This window comes from Mesorhizobium sp. M2E.F.Ca.ET.219.01.1.1, assembly GCF_004016445.2.
GTDB lineage: Bacteria > Pseudomonadota > Alphaproteobacteria > Rhizobiales > Rhizobiaceae > Mesorhizobium.
The window spans coordinates 407163-422776 of sequence record NZ_SADT02000005.1; the positions used below are offsets into that span (position 1 = coordinate 407163).

At 64.6% G+C, this 15614-nt stretch carries 18 protein-coding genes; 12 read left to right on the forward strand and 6 right to left on the reverse strand.

Annotated features, from left to right (window positions below):
• Window position 1: 1 nt before the first annotated feature.
• From EN862_RS25015 to EN862_RS25030, 5 genes are all read right to left on the reverse strand, one after another.
• Entirely contained in the window at window positions 2-1246 is a 1245-nt protein-coding gene (locus EN862_RS25015) for an RNA polymerase sigma factor (protein WP_127866191.1), read from the reverse strand.
• Window positions 1247-1252: 6 nt separating this feature from the next.
• Window positions 1253-1624, reverse strand: a complete 372-nt coding sequence (locus tag EN862_RS25020; protein ID WP_127304645.1) for a YciI family protein — start codon at window positions 1622-1624, stop codon at window positions 1253-1255.
• A gap of 195 nt (window positions 1625-1819) precedes the next feature.
• Window positions 1820-2284 (reverse strand): thiol-disulfide oxidoreductase DCC family protein, encoded by a 465-nt coding sequence (locus tag EN862_RS25025; RefSeq protein ID WP_127866192.1) that lies wholly within the window; start codon window positions 2282-2284, stop codon window positions 1820-1822.
• 51 nt (window positions 2285-2335) lie between these two features.
• Window positions 2336-2461: a hypothetical protein gene (locus tag EN862_RS37440; RefSeq protein ID WP_263649576.1), complete on the reverse strand. Its 126-nt coding sequence runs from the start codon at window positions 2459-2461 to the stop codon at window positions 2336-2338.
• 1 nt (window position 2462) lies between these two features.
• On the reverse strand, window positions 2463-2609 hold the full coding sequence (locus tag EN862_RS25030; RefSeq protein WP_116389945.1) for a hypothetical protein: 147 nt from the start codon (window positions 2607-2609) through the stop codon (window positions 2463-2465).
• Window positions 2610-3006: 397 nt separating this feature from the next.
• On the opposite strand from EN862_RS25030, the gene EN862_RS25035 reads away from it, so the two are divergent.
• The 3 genes from EN862_RS25035 (at window position 3007) to ligD (ending at window position 6997) form a co-directional block, all read left to right on the forward strand.
• The gene (locus tag EN862_RS25035; protein WP_127866193.1) at window positions 3007-3513 is read left to right on the forward strand and encodes a ferritin-like domain-containing protein; all 507 of its coding nucleotides are present in this window, start codon (window positions 3007-3009) and stop codon (window positions 3511-3513) included.
• A gap of 106 nt (window positions 3514-3619) precedes the next feature.
• Window positions 3620-4483, forward strand: a complete 864-nt coding sequence (locus EN862_RS25040) for a Ku protein (RefSeq protein WP_127866194.1) — start codon at window positions 3620-3622, stop codon at window positions 4481-4483.
• 12 nt (window positions 4484-4495) lie between these two features.
• Complete coding sequence (gene ligD / locus EN862_RS25045; RefSeq protein WP_127866195.1) at window positions 4496-6997, forward strand: DNA ligase D; 2502 nt, start codon at window positions 4496-4498, stop codon at window positions 6995-6997.
• Between the two features lie 223 nt (window positions 6998-7220).
• On the opposite strand, the gene EN862_RS25055 is transcribed toward ligD, so the two are convergent.
• Window positions 7221-7895, reverse strand: a complete 675-nt coding sequence (locus EN862_RS25055; RefSeq protein ID WP_127866196.1) for a winged helix-turn-helix domain-containing protein — start codon at window positions 7893-7895, stop codon at window positions 7221-7223.
• A gap of 170 nt (window positions 7896-8065) precedes the next feature.
• Between EN862_RS25055 and EN862_RS25060 the strand changes: the two genes are divergently transcribed.
• From EN862_RS25060 to EN862_RS25100, 9 genes are all read left to right on the forward strand, one after another.
• The gene (locus EN862_RS25060; protein ID WP_127866197.1) at window positions 8066-8434 is read left to right on the forward strand and encodes an NIPSNAP family protein; all 369 of its coding nucleotides are present in this window, start codon (window positions 8066-8068) and stop codon (window positions 8432-8434) included.
• Window positions 8431-8775 carry an antibiotic biosynthesis monooxygenase gene (locus EN862_RS25065; RefSeq protein ID WP_127866198.1) on the forward strand — a complete coding sequence of 115 codons (345 nt, stop codon included), beginning with the start codon at window positions 8431-8433 and terminating at the stop codon, window positions 8773-8775. Before EN862_RS25060 ends, EN862_RS25065 begins: the two co-directional genes overlap by 4 nt.
• Before the next feature lie 123 nt (window positions 8776-8898).
• Window positions 8899-9585, forward strand: coding sequence for a DUF1223 domain-containing protein (locus EN862_RS25070; RefSeq protein ID WP_127866199.1), 687 nt, complete (start codon window positions 8899-8901; stop codon window positions 9583-9585).
• Between the two features lie 89 nt (window positions 9586-9674).
• Window positions 9675-10001: a hypothetical protein gene (locus EN862_RS25075; protein ID WP_127866200.1), complete on the forward strand. Its 327-nt coding sequence runs from the start codon at window positions 9675-9677 to the stop codon at window positions 9999-10001.
• A 331-nt stretch (window positions 10002-10332) separates the two neighbouring features.
• Window positions 10333-11070: a peptide-methionine (S)-S-oxide reductase MsrA gene (msrA, locus tag EN862_RS25080; RefSeq protein WP_127866201.1), complete on the forward strand. Its 738-nt coding sequence runs from the start codon at window positions 10333-10335 to the stop codon at window positions 11068-11070.
• A 597-nt stretch (window positions 11071-11667) separates the two neighbouring features.
• Window positions 11668-13002 (forward strand): phospholipase D-like domain-containing protein, encoded by a 1335-nt coding sequence (locus EN862_RS25085; protein ID WP_189401451.1) that lies wholly within the window; start codon window positions 11668-11670, stop codon window positions 13000-13002.
• A gap of 159 nt (window positions 13003-13161) precedes the next feature.
• Window positions 13162-13371 carry a hypothetical protein gene (locus EN862_RS25090; protein ID WP_127878160.1) on the forward strand — a complete coding sequence of 70 codons (210 nt, stop codon included), beginning with the start codon at window positions 13162-13164 and terminating at the stop codon, window positions 13369-13371.
• 446 nt (window positions 13372-13817) lie between these two features.
• Window positions 13818-14744: an ABC transporter ATP-binding protein gene (locus EN862_RS25095; protein ID WP_127866204.1), complete on the forward strand. Its 927-nt coding sequence runs from the start codon at window positions 13818-13820 to the stop codon at window positions 14742-14744.
• Window positions 14741-15520 (forward strand): ABC transporter permease, encoded by a 780-nt coding sequence (locus tag EN862_RS25100; protein WP_127866205.1) that lies wholly within the window; start codon window positions 14741-14743, stop codon window positions 15518-15520. The genes EN862_RS25095 and EN862_RS25100 overlap by 4 nt, the downstream gene beginning before the upstream one ends.
• The last annotated feature ends 94 nt before the right edge of the window (window positions 15521-15614 follow it).

Consider the following 15614-nt stretch of genomic DNA (forward strand, 5'->3'; position numbering starts at 1 on the left):
CCTAACTAACGAGCTTCGCCTTCTCGGCCTGCAGGAAACGCCGCAGCGCCGGGTCGCGCTCCAGGCCGATCGCCTGGTCATAGGCCTCGGCCGCCTGCGTGGTGTTGCCGAGCCTGGCCAAGAGGCCGGCGCGGGCGGCCCAATAAGGCTGGTAGTCCTGCAGCCGCTTGTCCTCGCCCCGCACATAGAGGGCCGCCAGCCCGGCTGTTGCACCCTCGGTCTCGGCAATCGCCACCGCGCGGTTGATCGCCACCACCGGTGAGCCGGCTACGGAAAGCAGCGCGTCGTAAAGCTGGCGGATGGCCGCCCAGTCGGTGCCGCTGCCGCGCCGGCGCGCCGTGTGGGCGGACTGCACGGCGGCTTCCAGCTGGTAGCGGCCGATGATGGCCCTTTGCGCGGCGCGCACCAGCAGGGCTTCCGCCTCGTCGATCATGCTGTCGTCCCAGAGCGCGATATCCTGCTCGGCCAAAGGCACGAAGTCTCCATCCGGGCCGCGCCTTGCCGAGCGGCGCGCCTCGGCGAACAGCATCAGCGCCAGCAGTCCCAGCGCCTCCGGCTCGTCCGGCATCAGCGAGGCGACCAGCCGTCCAAGCCAGATGCCTTCGCCGGCGAGGTTGCGCCGCCGGCTGTCGGTGCCGGTCGCATCCGACCAGCCTTCGGCGAAGGCGGCGTAGATCGCTTCGAGCACCGCGCCCAGCCGCTCGCCCAGCTCCGCCTGCTCCGGCACGCGGAACGGAATCCCGGTCTCGCGGATGCGCGCCTTGGCTCGTACCAGCCGCTGGCCCATGGTCGCCGGCGAAACCAGGAAGGCCGAGGCGATCGTTGCGGCGTCGAAGCCGAGGATCGTCTGCAGGATCAGCGGCGCGCGCACGCCGGCCTCGATCGCCGGATGGGCGCAGGCGAACATCAGCCGCAACCGGTCGTCGGGCAGCTCCTCGCCGCTCATGCGCGCCTCCATTTCCTCGGCGATCAGCTGCAGGTGATCGCGCGCCGCCTCGCCGGTCAGCCGTCGCCGCACGGCGTCGACGTCGCGCCGGCGCGCCACCGCGAGCAGCCAGGCTTCCGGCTCAGCCGGCACGCCGGTCCGCGGCCAGCGCTCCAGCGCGGCGGCGAAGGCGTCGGCCAGCGCGTCCTCGGCGCCGGCGACGTCGCGCGTGCGCGCCGCCAGCCAGGCGACCAGCTTGCCGTAGCTGCGCCGGGCGGCCGCTTCCGCCGCTGCCCGCGCGATCTCCGAGCGATCATCCATCGCGGGTCACTCCGCGGCGGCCACGTACTCTGCCATTTCCCAGATCGGCCGCACCTCGACCGTGCCGGTGGAGGACGCGGGGCAACGCGCGCCCCACTCGATGGCCGTGTCGATGTCGGCCGCCTCGATCATGTAGAAGCCTGCCAATTGCTCCTTGGTGTCGGCATAGGGGCCGTCGAGCACATTGGTCTTGCCGCCGGCGAGCCGCACCGAGGTGGCCGCCTGGGTCGGGCGCAGCCGCTCGCCGGCGATATACGCCCCGGATTTCTTCAGCGCCTCGGTATAGGCGCCATAGGCGGCGAGCACCTGCTGGGTCTGCTCTTTCGGAGCATTCGCCATCGCGGCTTCGTCATTGTAGATCAAAAGCATGTATCGCATGGTCTTCTCCCGTTTCTTGAAGGCCGCATCATTGCGTGCCGACCTATGTCGTGCGGCATCGACCGATTTCGACAGGCGCTGCGAAAATCTTCGTCCGCCGGCGCGCATTGCGCAAGAAGTCGCGGGTTCGCGGGCGGCACAAGCAGTTCGAATCTGCAGGGCAAGCGGGCGGTACCACCGGTACGGTGGCGTGCATCAGCCGATCAGCCGCTCCCGCAACTCGGCCGAAGGTATCTCGCAACTGTCCTTGCGTCCGAACAGCGCGTAGCGGTTCCTGGCGACGCGGTCATAGAGCCAGTCGCGCAGCGGCCGCGGCAGGATGAGCAGCGCCTTCGCCGCGCGCCAGGGCCAGCCGAGCGCGGCCATGACCGCGACGAAACTGTCGAGCTTGGTGAAGGCCGCGCCGTCGATGATGGCGAGGTTGCTGTCGTAATCGTCGGTTTGGAGACCGTGTCGGCGAAACAGCGACTCGCCGAACGGCGATTGCGCCGTGGCGAAGCGGAAGCGCTTTTCCCGGTCGAGCCTGAGGATGAGCTGGACGAAACCCGAGCAGAACACGCAGACGCCGTCGAAGACGATCAGCGGCTGGCGGGTGTCATAGGCCTGGCTTGGAGCCTGGCTTGGAGAGGCGGGACGGTTCGGTTCGGGCAGGTCGGTCATGGAGGCCCCGGCTGCTTGTGTTTTTAGACACTAAGCCAGCCGGCGGCGGCGTCAAAGTCGCGGCGTTGTCGCACGCCAATTGGCGGCGAGCACAAGGCGCTCGGCGCGATAGGTGGTGGCGCGCTGATCGGCGGCCGGCCGGCAGATGCGGCTGTGGTGGGCGCGTAAACGGGTCATGTCAGTTCGCGCTGACGCCCAGCGAGTTGCCGCGGCGCGCGCAGGCCGGGCCCGGACCGCGCATGTAGTAGCGTTCCGGCCGATATGTCGGTGCGACGAATTCGCGGATGGCGGCGGCGTAGCCGGCGATGTGATTCCAGAAATGCATTTTACCTGTCCCTGTCCCGCTTTCGGATGTCCCTTCCGAATTGTTCGAGAGCATAGCGTCGAGGCGTGAATAGTCGGTGAACGTGATGTTAATTTCTGGTCCGAAACGCGTTGCATCGTGGCCGGATTGCGGCTGATTCGCGGTGTTTCGGTGCCTTTGTTCGCGTTTCCGCGCCGTGTGACTTTTGCATCACATATGTTTCGTTCCGATGTCGCCTGGGCGCGCTTCCGTTTCACCTTCGTCCGACGACAGGAAATTTCCTTTCGCGTGATCAGCCCGGCAGGAACCTGTCACGGAAGGCTGCGTTGACACCGCAAGGCCGGGATGAACCCGGCCATGTTGACGGCTGTCCGCCGCGCAACCTTCCCACAACGCGAAACATGGAAAGGCAACCGCCATGGGCTTCTTTTCGAAGGACATCAAGACGCTGGACGATCTCTTCATCCACACGCTGCGCGACATCTATTATGCCGAAAAGCAGATCGAGAAATCCCTGCCGAAGATGATCGACAAGGCGACCGATCCGCAATTGAAGGCCGGCTTCGAGAAGCACCTCACGCAGACCAGGGGCCACATCGAGCGGGTCGAGCAGGTGTTCGAGCTGCACGGCGTCAAGGCCAAGACGGTCAACTGCCCTGCCATCGACGGCATCCTCGCGGAGGCCGACGAGGTCAGCGGCGATGTCGACGACAAGGAGGTCCTCGATGCGGCGCTGATCGCCTCCGCGCAGGCCGTCGAGCACTATGAGATAACGCGCTACGGCACGCTGATCGCCTGGGCCAAGCAGCTCGGCCGCAGCGACTGCGCCAACGTGCTGGCCAAGAACCTCAAGGAAGAAGAGGCGACCGACCGCAAGCTCACCGAGATCGCCGAAAGTAGGGTCAACCTGCAGGCGGCCGAGTAGGCGCGCCCGTTCCAAGGCCGGTGCTTTTGACGCCGGCCTTGGTGTCCGGGAACCGAAGCGGCGCTCCGGCCGTTTCGGTTTGTCCCGATGTTGCAAGGAGTTGGTCATGGCGCCGCGCCCCGCCTGGAGCGGTTATCTCAAGCTTTCACTGGTCACCTGCGCCATCGAATTGAGCAACGTCGTCACCCATGCCGAAAAGGTGTCCTTCCACATCCTCAACCGCAAGACCGGCAACAGGGTCCGGCGTGTCTATGTCGACCAGAAAAGCCAAAAGCCGCTGGAAGAGGATGAGGAGGTCAGGGGCTTCGAGGTCGGCAAGGACGACTTCATCCGCATCGAGGACGAAGATATCGAGGCGGTCCAGATCGAGTCCTCGCACACGCTCGATCTCGATGGTTTCGTCGACAAGGCTTCGATCGACCAGGTCTATCTCGACACGCCCTATTACGTCTCGCCCGCCGACAAGGTCTCGCAGGAGGCCTTTGCCGTCATTCGCGATGCGCTTGCGGAGAAGAAAATGGCCGGCCTCGCCCGCATCGTGCTTTATCAGCGCGAGCGCCCGGCGATGATCGAGCCGTTCGGCAAAGGCATGCTGCTGACGACGCTGCGCTACGGCGACACGGTGCGCGACGCGTCCGGCGTCTTCGCGGACATTCAGTCCACCAAGCTGGACGGCGAAATGGTCGAGCTGGCCGAAAATATCATCGACAAGAAGAAGGCGAAGTTCGATCCGGCCAAATTCAGGGATCGCTATGAGGAATCGTTGCTTGAGCTGATTCGCGCCAGGAAAGCCGGCAGGAAGGCGCCCAGCGCCAAGGCATCGCCGAAACCGTCCAACGTCGTCAACCTGTTCGACGCGCTGAAGAAGAGCCTCAACGCCGACGACGGCAAAGCCGGCAAATCTTCGTCAAAGACGACGGCGCGGCGGCCGAAGGCCAAGGCAGCGGCCTCGAAGCGCAAATCCGCATAGGGGAGTGGCGGCATGGCCAGCCTGGAACAATATCACGCCAAGCGCAATTTCAAGAAAACCGCCGAGCCGGCAGGCAAGGTGAAGCGCGGCAAGCAGGCCGGCGGCATCTTCGTCGTCCAGAAGCATGCCGCCACGCGGCTTCACTACGATTTTCGCCTGGAACATGACGGCGTGCTGTGGAGCTGGGCGGTGACGCGCGGCCCGAGCCTCGACCCGCATGAGAAGCGGCTGGCCGTGCATGTCGAGGATCACCCAATCGACTACGCCTCCTTCGAAGGCACCATTCCGAAGGGCCAATATGGCGGCGGCGCCGTCATCGTCTGGGACGAAGGCAGATGGGTGCCCGATGGCGATCCGGCCCAGGGCATGAAGAAGGGCCATATCGACTTCGAGCTCGAGGGCCACAAGCTCAACGGCCGCTGGCATCTGGTCAGGCTGAGACCGCGGCCCGGCGAGAAGCGCGACAACTGGCTGCTGATCAAATCCGACGATGCCGCCGCCCGTCCCGGCGAGGACATCCTCGAAGAAGAACCGAAATCGGTGAAATCGGGCCTGACCATCAAGGAGGTCGGCGAAGGCAAGGCGGCCAAGGGGCAGGCACCGAAGGTCTGGCAGTCCAACAGGCCGGCCGCCGGAAAGGCCAAGGCCGGCCAGGTCCGGAAGCTCGAATTCATCGAGCCGCAGCTGGCGACGCTGGAGAAGGAAGCACCAGCCGGCGACGACTGGCTGCATGAAGTGAAATTCGACGGCTATCGTATGCAGGCGCAGATCGAAGGCAGCGAGGTCAGGCTGCTCACCCGCGCCGGCCTCGACTGGACGGAAAAATTCGACGGGCCGGTCACGGCGGCGCTGGCCAAATTGAAATGCCACGACGCCATCATCGACGGCGAGGTAGTGGTGCTCGCCGACAGCGGCGCATCGTCCTTCCCGCTGCTGCAGGCGGACCTCTCGGCGCGCCGCGCCGACCGTTTCATCTATTATGTGTTCGATTTGATGCGCCTCGACGGCGAGGATCTGCGCCGTGAGCCGCTGGTTGAGCGCAAGCAGGCGCTGGCCGTGCTGCTGGGCCGGCAGCCCGAGGATTCGGCGCTGCGCTTCAGCGATCATTTCCACGAGCCGGGCAAGGTCATGCTGCAGCATGTCTGCCGCATGGGTCTGGAAGGCGTGGTGTCGAAGCGAGCCGATGCGCCCTATCGCAGCGGGCGGGGGCTCACCTGGATCAAGTCGAAATGCACGCTCAGGCAGGAATTCGTCATCGGCGGCTATCTGCCTTCGGACAAGACCGGGCGGGGCGTGCGCTCGCTTCTCGTCGGCTATTATGAAGGCGGCAAGCTCAATTACGCCGGCCGTGTCGGCACCGGATTTTCCGGCAAGGTGATGACGGATTTGAAGAAGAAGCTCGATCGCCTGGAGGCGAAGACATCGCCTTTCTCGGCGGCGGTGCCGAAGGGCAAGGGGCTCACCTTCGTCAAACCCGAGCTTGTCGGCGAGGTGGAGTTCCGCAGCTGGACATCCGACCGTATAATCCGCCACGCCTCGTTCCAGGGGCTGCGCGAGGACAAGCCCGCGGAGGAAGTCGTGCAGGAAAAGCCGAAAAAGGCTGGGAGCGAAGCAAAGTCGCGCGCAAAAGCGCCGTCAAAGCCCTCGGCCGGAGCGGCAAAGACATCGATAAAACTCTCGCATCCCGACAAGCTGTTGTGGCCCGACGAGAAGGTTTCGAAGCAGAACCTGCTAGAGCACTACGCGCTGGTCTGGCCGCGCATGGAGCAATTCGTCGTCAACCGGCCGCTGAGCCTGGTGCGCGCGCCGGACGGCATCCACGGCCAGCGCTTCTTCCAGAAACACGCCTCGCCGGGCATGAGCGACAGGATCGCCAGGATGAAGGATCCGACCGATGGCGAGGAGATACTCTACATCAAGGACTTCGACGGGCTCGCGGCGCTGGTCCAGTACGGCGTGGTCGAGGTCCATATCTGGGGTTCGACGATCGATGAGCTGGAAAAGCCGGACCAGATCATCTTCGACCTCGATCCGGACGAAGGCGTCGACGTCGGCCGGGTGCGCGAAGCAGCGCTCGACATTCATAAACAGCTCGACGAGCTGTCGCTGCCCAACCTGGTCAAGACCTCCGGCGGCAAGGGCTATCATGTGCTGGTGCCGCTGAAACCCTCGGCCGATTGGGATCAGGTCAAGGATTTCGCCCACGACTTTGCCCGTGCGCTGGAGCAGGCCGCGCCCGACCGCTACACGGCGACATTGTCGAAGAAGGCGCGCACCGGAAGAATCTTCGTCGATTATCTGCGCAACGGCCGCGGCTCGACCACGGTCGCGCCCTATTCCTCACGCGCCAAGAAGGGCGCGACGATATCGATGCCGGTGACCTGGCCGGAGATCGAGAAGGGGCTGGCGCCCAACGCTTTCCCGCTCGGCGATGGGACGACGCTGGCCCAGCTGAAGAAGGCCGACCCGTGGAAGGAGTTCTTCAAGCTGGGGAAGGCGCTGAAGCGGAGTTAGCTGGCGCAACAAGCGTCGCGATCCTTCGCGCCCACTCTGTCCTGCCGGACATCTCCCCCGCAAGGGGGGAGATTAAGCTCTCAGCCGCTTTCGCCGATCTGCGACGTTGCAGGATAGGCGGGTCGCCGAAACAGACAATCTCCCCCCTTGCGGGGGAGATGGCCGGCAGGCCAGAGGGGGGTGCCTCGCGCCAACATTGCGAGGCTGTCGTTTCTGCGCAGCCCTACGCCAGAAACACCCTCTCGAACTCCCGCTTTCCTCCGGGCGAGAACACGACGGCGCGGCTTTCCTTCTCGCGCCGCGCCCATTTCTCGGCGATGATCTTGTCGAGGATGGCCGCGCCCAGCGTGCCGGCGAGATGCGAGCGCCGCACGCTCCAGTCGAGGCAGGCCCGGCACACCGGCCGCCGCGCCCTGGCCTGGATATCGATGCCGAGCGCGGAAAAATGCGCCGCGCCGGAGGATGACAGCCTGATTTCACTGTCCTCGCGCAGCAAAAGCTTCCTGTCGAAGAGCCGGTCGAGCATCGCCACCGCCTGCTCGCCGGCGAGGTGGTCGTAGCAGACCCGCGCCACGCGCATGGCCGCGTCGCGCGGACCCGGCCGCACGCGCTTCGGACCGACCGCCTCGGCGACGCCGATGATCGCCTCGATCATGCCCGCCACCTGCGCGCTGGCGAGCCCGTAATAGCGATGTCGGCCCTGGCTGGCCAAGGTGAGCAGTCCGCCCTCCATCAGCTTCGACAGATGCGAGGAAGCGGTGGGCAGGGACACGCCGGCTTCCAGCGCCAGTTCCGACGCCGTCAGCGCCGTGCCGCCCATCAGCGCGTTCAGCATGTTGGCGCGGGCCGGGTCGCCGACCAGGCTGGCGATGCGGGCGATGTCGGGTCCTTCACGCATGGTTCGATCCTTATCGAAGCATCCCCGTCAGGGAAGCATTATTCTGGGGTCATCTCAAGCAGCCCGGGCAACGCTCCTGACAGGACAATGCCTAGCACAGAGGCACCCAGCGATGTTTCGACCACGATCGAAGCATCGATGTGCGCAAGCCAACCGACGAGGAGACCGACATGACCATCACCTGCTTCATCCGCTACGAGATCGACCCGTTCGGCAAGGCGGCCTTCGAGCAATATGCGCGCGCCTGGGGCCAGGCCATTCCGCGCTGCGGCGCCGACCTAATCGGCTATTTCGCGCCGCATGAAGGCTCGGCCACCACGGCCTATGCCGCCTACAACATCGAGAGCCTCGCCGCCTACGAAGCCTATCGCGCGCGGCTTGCCGCCGACCCCGCGGGCAAGGCAAATTACGAGTTCGCCAGGCGCGAGAAATTCATCCTCAAGGAAGACCGCGTCTTCCTGAAGCTGGTGTCGGGGCCGCACGGTCCGAGGCAGCTCTTTCGCACCGACGTGACGGTCAGGGAAGGAATAGAGGCATGATCGCTGTCATCTTCGAAGTGGAGCCCGCGGAGGGCAAGCGCGATGCCTACCTCGGCATCGCCGCCGAACTTAAGCCGCTGCTCGAGAACATCGACGGCTTCATCTCGGTCGAGCGCTTCCAGAGCCTGACTGATCCGAAGCGCCTGCTGTCGCTGTCCTTCTGGCGCGACGAGGAAGCGGTGAAAGCCTGGCGCAACACCGAGGAGCATCGCCAGGCGCAAAAGGCCGGGCGGGGCGGCATCTTTGCCGGCTACCGTCTGCGCATCGCCCATGTCGTGCGCGATTACGGGCTGACGGAAAGGGCCGAAGCCCCGAAAGATAGCCGCGCGGCGAACGGATGAAGCCTTCTTCCACGACAGCGGGAGAAGCGGGGAAGGCCTGCAATCACAAACCGGTGAAGCCTGTAACGAAGCAATCCGCCGCGGCGAAATGAGAGCATGACCCCGCTACGGAGATTGCTTCCCATGACCGGATTGAAGACAGGCCGGCTCGCCGGCGCGATGCTTGCCGCCACGATCGGCGCCGCGGCCGCCCAGCCATTGACCGTGGTGGAGCTGTTCACCAGCCAGGGCTGCTCGTCCTGCCCGCCGGCCAATGCCAACCTGATCAAGGTCAAGGACCAGCCGGGCGTGCTGGCGCTGTCGTTCAACGTCACCTATTGGGACTATCTCGGCTGGAAGGACACCTTTGGCCGCAAGGAATTCACCGATCGCCAGGTGACCTATGAGCCGCCGCTCGGCCGCGACGGACCGTTCACGCCGCAAGTGGTGGTGAACGGCAGCCATGACGCCGTGGGCGCGGCGCCGGGCGAGATCCAGGGTCTCATCGCCAACAGCGGCCACCCGCAAGGCCCGGCGCTTTCGCTCGGGCAGGGCAAGGTCAGCATCGGCGCCGGCAAGGCGCCGGGCGGCGGCGCCGACATCTGGCTGGTGCGTTACAACAGAGGCGTCGTCGAGGTGCCGGTGGCGCGCGGCGAGAACACCGGCCGCACGCTGCCGCATGCCAATGTCGTGCATGCGCTGACAAAGCTCGGCAGCTGGAACGGCGAGGCGACGACGCTGCCGCTGCCGGCGGCCAGCGGCGGCTTGAGCACCGCCGTGCTGGTGCAGGCGCCGCGCGGCGGGCCAATCCTGGCCGCCGCCGCCAACTGATCTTTCTTTCCCTTCGCGCGGGGCCGCATGGGCGGCAACGCTTCACCAAGGCCCGCATCTGCGCGCGCCAAAACCAAGGAGACTACCTCATGACCAAGTTCCTCACGCTGCCGGCTCTGGCCCTCGCGCTTTCCGCCTCGGTCTTCGTGGCCGGCGCCCGCGCCGACGACACGACCAATGCGATGAAGCCCGCCAATGCGATGGCGACCGATGCCATGAAGCCGGCGACGGACGCGATGAAGCCGGCCGATGCCATGAAGCCCGCGACCGACGCCATGAAGCCGGATGCGATGAGCACGGAGGCGATGAAGCCGGCCACGGATGCGATGAAGCCTGCGGATGCGATGAAGCCCGCGACGGATGCCATGAAGCCGGCAACCGACGCGATGAAGCCGGCGGATAGCACTGCTCAGTGAGGCTAGGCTTGCGCCGCAGCCGGCTCGGGCCAATCGCGAATGTCAGCGCTGGCCCCCGCTCCGTCTCGGCGCTGCGCGCCGATCCACCTCTCCCCCGCTTTGCGGGGGCGAGGAAACGCTAACCGCGAAGGGCGAGGACGCCAATGAGCCACGGAGAGGCCTTCGCAAGCCTGGGTTCCTCGCCCCCGCCAAAGGTGGGGGAGAGGTGGCTCGGCGAAGCCGAGACGGAGAGGGGGAGCGCCGTTGGCGGTTGCACACGGCCGCACGGCAAAGTGAGAACCTCCCGACGGCTTCCTTCGTATATACTAAGACAATGACAGGAGATCAGGACATGAACGGCATAAAGACAAAAGCCGCGCGGCCATTCTTCACCCGCGGCACACTTGCAGCGCTTGGCCTTGCGGCAGTCGCCGCGGCCGTCTTCTGGCAGAGCCCGGCGCGTTCGGCCGAGGACGCGGTGGTGATCCCGCCGCCGGCAATGGACGAGAAGGCGGCGAGCGGCACCGAGAAGGCGGTCTTCGCCGGCGGCTGCTTCTGGGGCGTGCAGGGCGTGTTCCAGCACGTCAAGGGCGTCAGCAAGGCGGTATCCGGCTATACCGGCGGCAGCGCCGAGAACGCCGTCTATGAAGTGGTCGGCAGCGGCCGAACCGGGCATGCCGAATCGGTCGAGATCACCTACGACCCGTCGAAGGTCACCTACGGCCAGCTGCTGCAGGTCTATTTCTCGGTCGCCCACAACCCGACGCAGCTCAACTACCAGGGGCCGGATTCCGGCACGCAGTACCGCTCGACGATCTTCGCCGAGAATGACGAGCAGAAGAAGGTCGCCGAGAGCTACATCGCCCAGCTCGACAAGGCCAAGGTGTTTGCGAAGCCGATCGTCACCACGCTGGAGACCGGCAAGACCTTCTACCCGGCCGAGGACTACCATCAGGACTTCCTGACGCTGAACCCGACCTATCCCTATATCGTCTACAACGACCTGCCCAAGATCGAGAATCTGAAGGCGCTGTTCCCGCAGCTTTACAGCGAGAAGCCGGTGCTGGTGCTGGCCTCCAGCAAGAGCTGACGAGAGACCCACTCGTCGTCATCCACGGGCGGAGCAAGGAGCGCAGCGACGCGCGCAGACCCGAGGATCCATTCCGTGACTTTCGAGCGCCGCAATGGTGCAGAATTCTGCTCCGCTGCGTCCTACGACCAGGGTAACGGAATGAATTCCAGGGTCTGCGCGCGTCGCTTCGCTCCTTGCTCCGCCCAGGAATGACGAGGTTCGGACGGCTTTGGCCAATCCCCAGCGTTTGCTTCGATCCCACGGAAAGCAACGGTGAAAGTCCTGCCCGCTGACAAACGGCGACCTACGCTCGCACTTTTCCTGGACTGCTCCAGGCCCGCCTGCCGTTTGAACCCATGGTCGCCGAAACAATTCGCCCTTTGTTTTGCTGGCAAGAGGCCTGCAATCTGAAGCAGTTCATAGAGTTATACTTGACGCTGCAAAACATTGACGTTCGATCTTCTGCCGCCACACAATCATCGCCGTCATCTTTTCGAAAGTTCTGTTTCACCTGATCCGGAGCCCTGCTTCCGGCGCGGATTTTGTTGGCTGCAGTGATAGGTCCGCCATGCCGCGCCGCACCGGCAAGAACTATAGATGGGGGAGCAGCAACAGGTGGCCGTCAGCATAAAGGTTTCCGTCTACACCAATGGCGACGACGCCTTCGTCGCCTGGGCGCCGAGCGACTTCATCGCGGGATGCCCGGGTTTCCTGCTCGAGCGCGGCCGCAAGGTCGGCGCGACCGAGAAGATCGAGCCGGTGGAGAACCGCGTCGGCTTTACCAAGGACAGGCCGAAATCGGGCGACCACAGGCCTTCGGACGTCTGGCCGTTCCAGCGCTTCAACTGGACCGACCATGCGGCCGATGTCGGCAATGTCGTGCGCTACCGGGTCACCGCGATGATAAGCGCCGCACCCGGCAAGCCGCTGATCAAGGGCGTTTCCAGCGACTGGACGGACTGGAAGACGCTTGCGACCGACGCAGGGGGCGGCTTTTCCTGCTACTTCAACCGCGGGCTGGTGCTGTCGCAGTTCGTCGCCCGCTACATGGCCAAGAACAGGCTCACGCCGGCGGCCTTCAAGAAGAGCCTGCAGACCAATGGCGACGCAAAATTCCGCGCTTTCCTGGAAGGCGATCTCGGCCTGCGCATGGTCGGGCTGACGCAAGGCGCCGGCGACGAGCTGCATGCCGCGCTCTACGAGCTCGGCGACGCGACGCTGGAGACGGCGCTGATCGGGCTCGGGCCGCGGCTTCGTCTCATCCTTGCCAACGGTTCCGATAAGAGCGGCGACGGCAACAAGGCGGCGCGCAAGAACCTCAACGACCACGGCATCGCGACAATCGACCGGATGCTGAAATCGAAAGGGCTCGGCCACAACAAGTTCGTCGTGGTATCCAGGGATGACGTTCCCGAGATGGTATGGACGGGCAGCACCAACTGGAGCACCACGGGCCTGTGCACGCAGGTCAACAACGGGCTGCTGATCGAGGACAGGGATGTCGCGGCGCATTTCCGCAAGCATTGGGACCTGTTGAAGGACGCCTCGCCGCCGAAGACCGACCCGGCGAACTTCACGCCGGCGCTGATGGCCGACAACGACGGGCCGAAAACCTTCGCGATCGGGAGCGCCAGGGCGACCGTATGGTTCACCCGCACCTCGAACGGGGCCGACATGGACGCGCTGCGCGAGGTCGTCACCTCGGCCAGGCATGCGGTGCTGTTCCTGATGTTCACGCCGGGCAAGCAGGGGCTGCATATGCTTGCCGGGCAGCGCGCCAAGGAGAAAGGCATGTATGTGCGCGGGGTGGTCTCGACGCTGAGCGCAGACGAGGGCGGCACCGAGCAGAACTTCCTCGACATCGACCTGGTGAGCAGCGACCGGACGTTCACGCCCGACCGCTACGCGGTGGCGCAGCCGCAAGGCCTGGATGCGCCGCTCGGGCCATGAATCGCCGAGGTCAACCGGCGGGAGTTCCTGTCGCAGATCGGCCACGCCATCGTGCACTCGAAGATCCTGGTAACCGATCCGCATTCGGACGACAGCGTGGTTGTGACCGGCAGCCACAATTTCTCGGCCCCGGCGAGCAAGTAGAATGACGAGAACCTGGTGATCGTGCGCGGCCACAGGAAGCTCGCCGCCGCCTATGCCACCTATGCGATGTCGGTCTACAGCCACTACCGCTACCGCTCCTACATCCGCGAGATGCGGGCTGAGGGCAAGACGCCGTGGAGCTACCTCCACGACGACGACCAGTGGTTGAAGACCGAGCTCAGGACCAAGGCGCAGGAGATCGCGTTCTGGACGGGGCAAGGTTAGTCCTTCTCCCCGTTCCACGCTACGGCATGCAGACATTTCTGAGCAGCTGGTCTTTGGCGATAGCGTGCCCGGTAGCTTGGCGCATGCATTGTCTAATGTAGCGCTGGTCGACCCCCACTCCGTCTCGGCTTCGCCGAGCCACCTCTCCCCCGATCGACGGGGTAGAGGAAAGGCGCCAAGCTTTTTGCTGGCAACGCTCGTCCGGCAACGCTCCCTTCCTTTCCCTCCGGAGGGGGAAAGGTGGCGCTGCGAAGCAGCGACGGATTGGGGGAACCACTTGGCAATCAAGCTTCCGGTCACAGAAGATCTGCGCATAGCGCAGCCGTTCACGGGGAGAAAGACGCTGTCACTGTCCAGAACTGTCAGGAGCCGCATCGATTTGCCGTTTGCCTTGAGCGGCATCCGACCTATATCAGGTCACATTTTCCAGCCGGCCGTTTTTCAGCATGTCATCCATCATCTCGATCTCCGGTGTCACGAAAACCTATGCCACCGGCTTCAAGGCATTGAAGGAAATCAACCTCGACATCGAGCGCGGCGAGATCTTCGCGCTGCTCGGGCCGAACGGCGCCGGCAAGACGACGCTGATCTCGATCGTCTGCGGCATCGTCAACCGCTCGTCGGGCAGCGTCACGGTGGATGGCCACGACATCAGCCGGGACTATCGCGCGGCGCGCAGCCTGATCGGGCTGGTGCCGCAGGAACTCACCATCGACGCTTTCGAGACGGTCTGGGCGACGGTGAACTACAGCCGCGGCCTGTTCGGCAAGCCGCCCAACAAGGCGTTCGTCGAGAAAGTTCTGCGCGACCTGTCGCTCTGGGAGAAGAAGGATTCCAAGGCGATCACGCTGTCGGGCGGCATGAAGCGCCGGCTGATGATCGCCAAGGCGCTGTCGCACGAGCCGCGCGTGCTGTTCCTCGACGAGCCGACAGCCGGCGTCGACGTCGAGCTGCGCCAGGACATGTGGGCGATGGTCAGGCGCCTGCGCGAGGACGGCGTCACCATTATCCTCACCACGCATTACATCGAGGAAGCCGAGGCGATGGCCAACCGCGTCGGCGTCATCAACAAGGGCGAGATCATCCTGGTCGAGGGCAAGGCCGAGCTGATGCGCAAGCTCGGCCGCAAGCAGATGCGGCTGGAGCTCCGCGCGCCGCTAGCCGCCATTCCGGACGGCCTGTCGCGCTATCCGCTGGAGCTGTCCCGGGGCGGCAACGAGCTCACTTACACCTATGACAACCAGAGCGACCGTCCAGGCGTCGCCTCGCTGATCCGTGACCTCGAGGCGGCCGGCGTCCAGTTCCGCGACCTCGACACCAAGAACAGCTCGCTCGAAGAGATCTTCGTCAGTCTTCTGAGGCAAGAGCCATGAATCTGCGCGCAGCCCCCAATTTTCGTGCGGTATGGGCGATCTACCGGGTGGAGATGGCGCGCGCCTTCCGCACGGTGCTGCAGAGCATCATCTCGCCGGTGATCTCGACATCGCTCTATTTCGTCGTCTTCGGCTCGGCCATCGGCTCGCGCATCAACGAGATCGACGGCATCGCCTATGGCGCCTTTATCGTACCCGGCCTGATGATGCTGTCGCTCTTGACGCAGTCGATCTCCAACGCGTCCTTCGCCATCTATTTCCCGAAATTCGTCGGCTCGATCTATGAGCTCCTGTCGGCGCCCGTTTCCTATCTGGAGATCATCATCGCCTATGTCGGCGGTGCCGCGACCAAATCGATCATGCTCGGCCTGATCATCCTCGCCACCGCCGCGCTGTTCGTGCCGCTCAGGATCGAGCATCCGTTCTGGATGATCGCCTTCCTGGTGCTGACCGCGGTGACCTTCAGCCTTTTCGGCTTCATCATCGGTATTTGGGCGAAGACCTTCGAGCAGCTGCAGCTGGTGCCGCTCCTCATCGTCACGCCGCTCACCTTCCTCGGCGGCAGCTTCTATTCGATCCATATGCTTCCGGGCATCTGGAAGACGATCACCCTGTTCAACCCGGTCGTCTACCTGATCAGCGGGTTCCGCTGGAGTTTTTACGGCAAGGCCGACGTCTCGGTCGGCGTCAGCCTCGGCATGACGCTGGTGTTCCTGACCATCTGCATCGCCATCGTCGCCTGGATCTTCAAGACGGGATACAGATTGAGGAACTGATGGAACTCGACTTCCTCGCCCCACGAAAGTGACTAAGGCGTGCAAACATTTCCAAGCGGCCCGATCAGACACGCCAGTCACGGAAGATGTGCGC

Bases quoted from the DNA above. Each gene is read 5' to 3' on its own strand.
- msrA (WP_127866201.1), top strand. From the start codon at position 10,333: ATGAACGGCATAAAGACAAAAGCCGCGCGGCCATTCTTCACCCGCGGC.
- EN862_RS25070 (WP_127866199.1), top strand. From the start codon at position 8,899: ATGACCGGATTGAAGACAGGCCGGCTCGCCGGCGCGATGCTTGCCGCC.
- EN862_RS25055 (WP_127866196.1), bottom strand. From the start codon at position 7,895: ATGCGTGAAGGACCCGACATCGCCCGCATCGCCAGCCTGGTCGGCGAC.
- EN862_RS25065 (WP_127866198.1), top strand. From the start codon at position 8,431: ATGATCGCTGTCATCTTCGAAGTGGAGCCCGCGGAGGGCAAGCGCGAT.
- EN862_RS25015 (WP_127866191.1), bottom strand. From the start codon at position 1,246: ATGGATGATCGCTCGGAGATCGCGCGGGCAGCGGCGGAAGCGGCCGCC.
- ligD (WP_127866195.1), top strand. From the start codon at position 4,496: ATGGCCAGCCTGGAACAATATCACGCCAAGCGCAATTTCAAGAAAACC.
- EN862_RS25100 (WP_127866205.1), top strand. From the start codon at position 14,741: ATGAATCTGCGCGCAGCCCCCAATTTTCGTGCGGTATGGGCGATCTAC.
- EN862_RS25025 (WP_127866192.1), bottom strand. From the start codon at position 2,284: ATGACCGACCTGCCCGAACCGAACCGTCCCGCCTCTCCAAGCCAGGCT.
- EN862_RS37440 (WP_263649576.1), bottom strand. From the start codon at position 2,461: ATGACCCGTTTACGCGCCCACCACAGCCGCATCTGCCGGCCGGCCGCC.
- EN862_RS25075 (WP_127866200.1), top strand. From the start codon at position 9,675: ATGACCAAGTTCCTCACGCTGCCGGCTCTGGCCCTCGCGCTTTCCGCC.
- EN862_RS25030 (WP_116389945.1), bottom strand. From the start codon at position 2,609: ATGCATTTCTGGAATCACATCGCCGGCTACGCCGCCGCCATCCGCGAA.
- EN862_RS25060 (WP_127866197.1), top strand. From the start codon at position 8,066: ATGACCATCACCTGCTTCATCCGCTACGAGATCGACCCGTTCGGCAAG.
- EN862_RS25020 (WP_127304645.1), bottom strand. From the start codon at position 1,624: ATGCGATACATGCTTTTGATCTACAATGACGAAGCCGCGATGGCGAAT.
- EN862_RS25035 (WP_127866193.1), top strand. From the start codon at position 3,007: ATGGGCTTCTTTTCGAAGGACATCAAGACGCTGGACGATCTCTTCATC.
- EN862_RS25095 (WP_127866204.1), top strand. From the start codon at position 13,818: ATGTCATCCATCATCTCGATCTCCGGTGTCACGAAAACCTATGCCACC.
- EN862_RS25040 (WP_127866194.1), top strand. From the start codon at position 3,620: ATGGCGCCGCGCCCCGCCTGGAGCGGTTATCTCAAGCTTTCACTGGTC.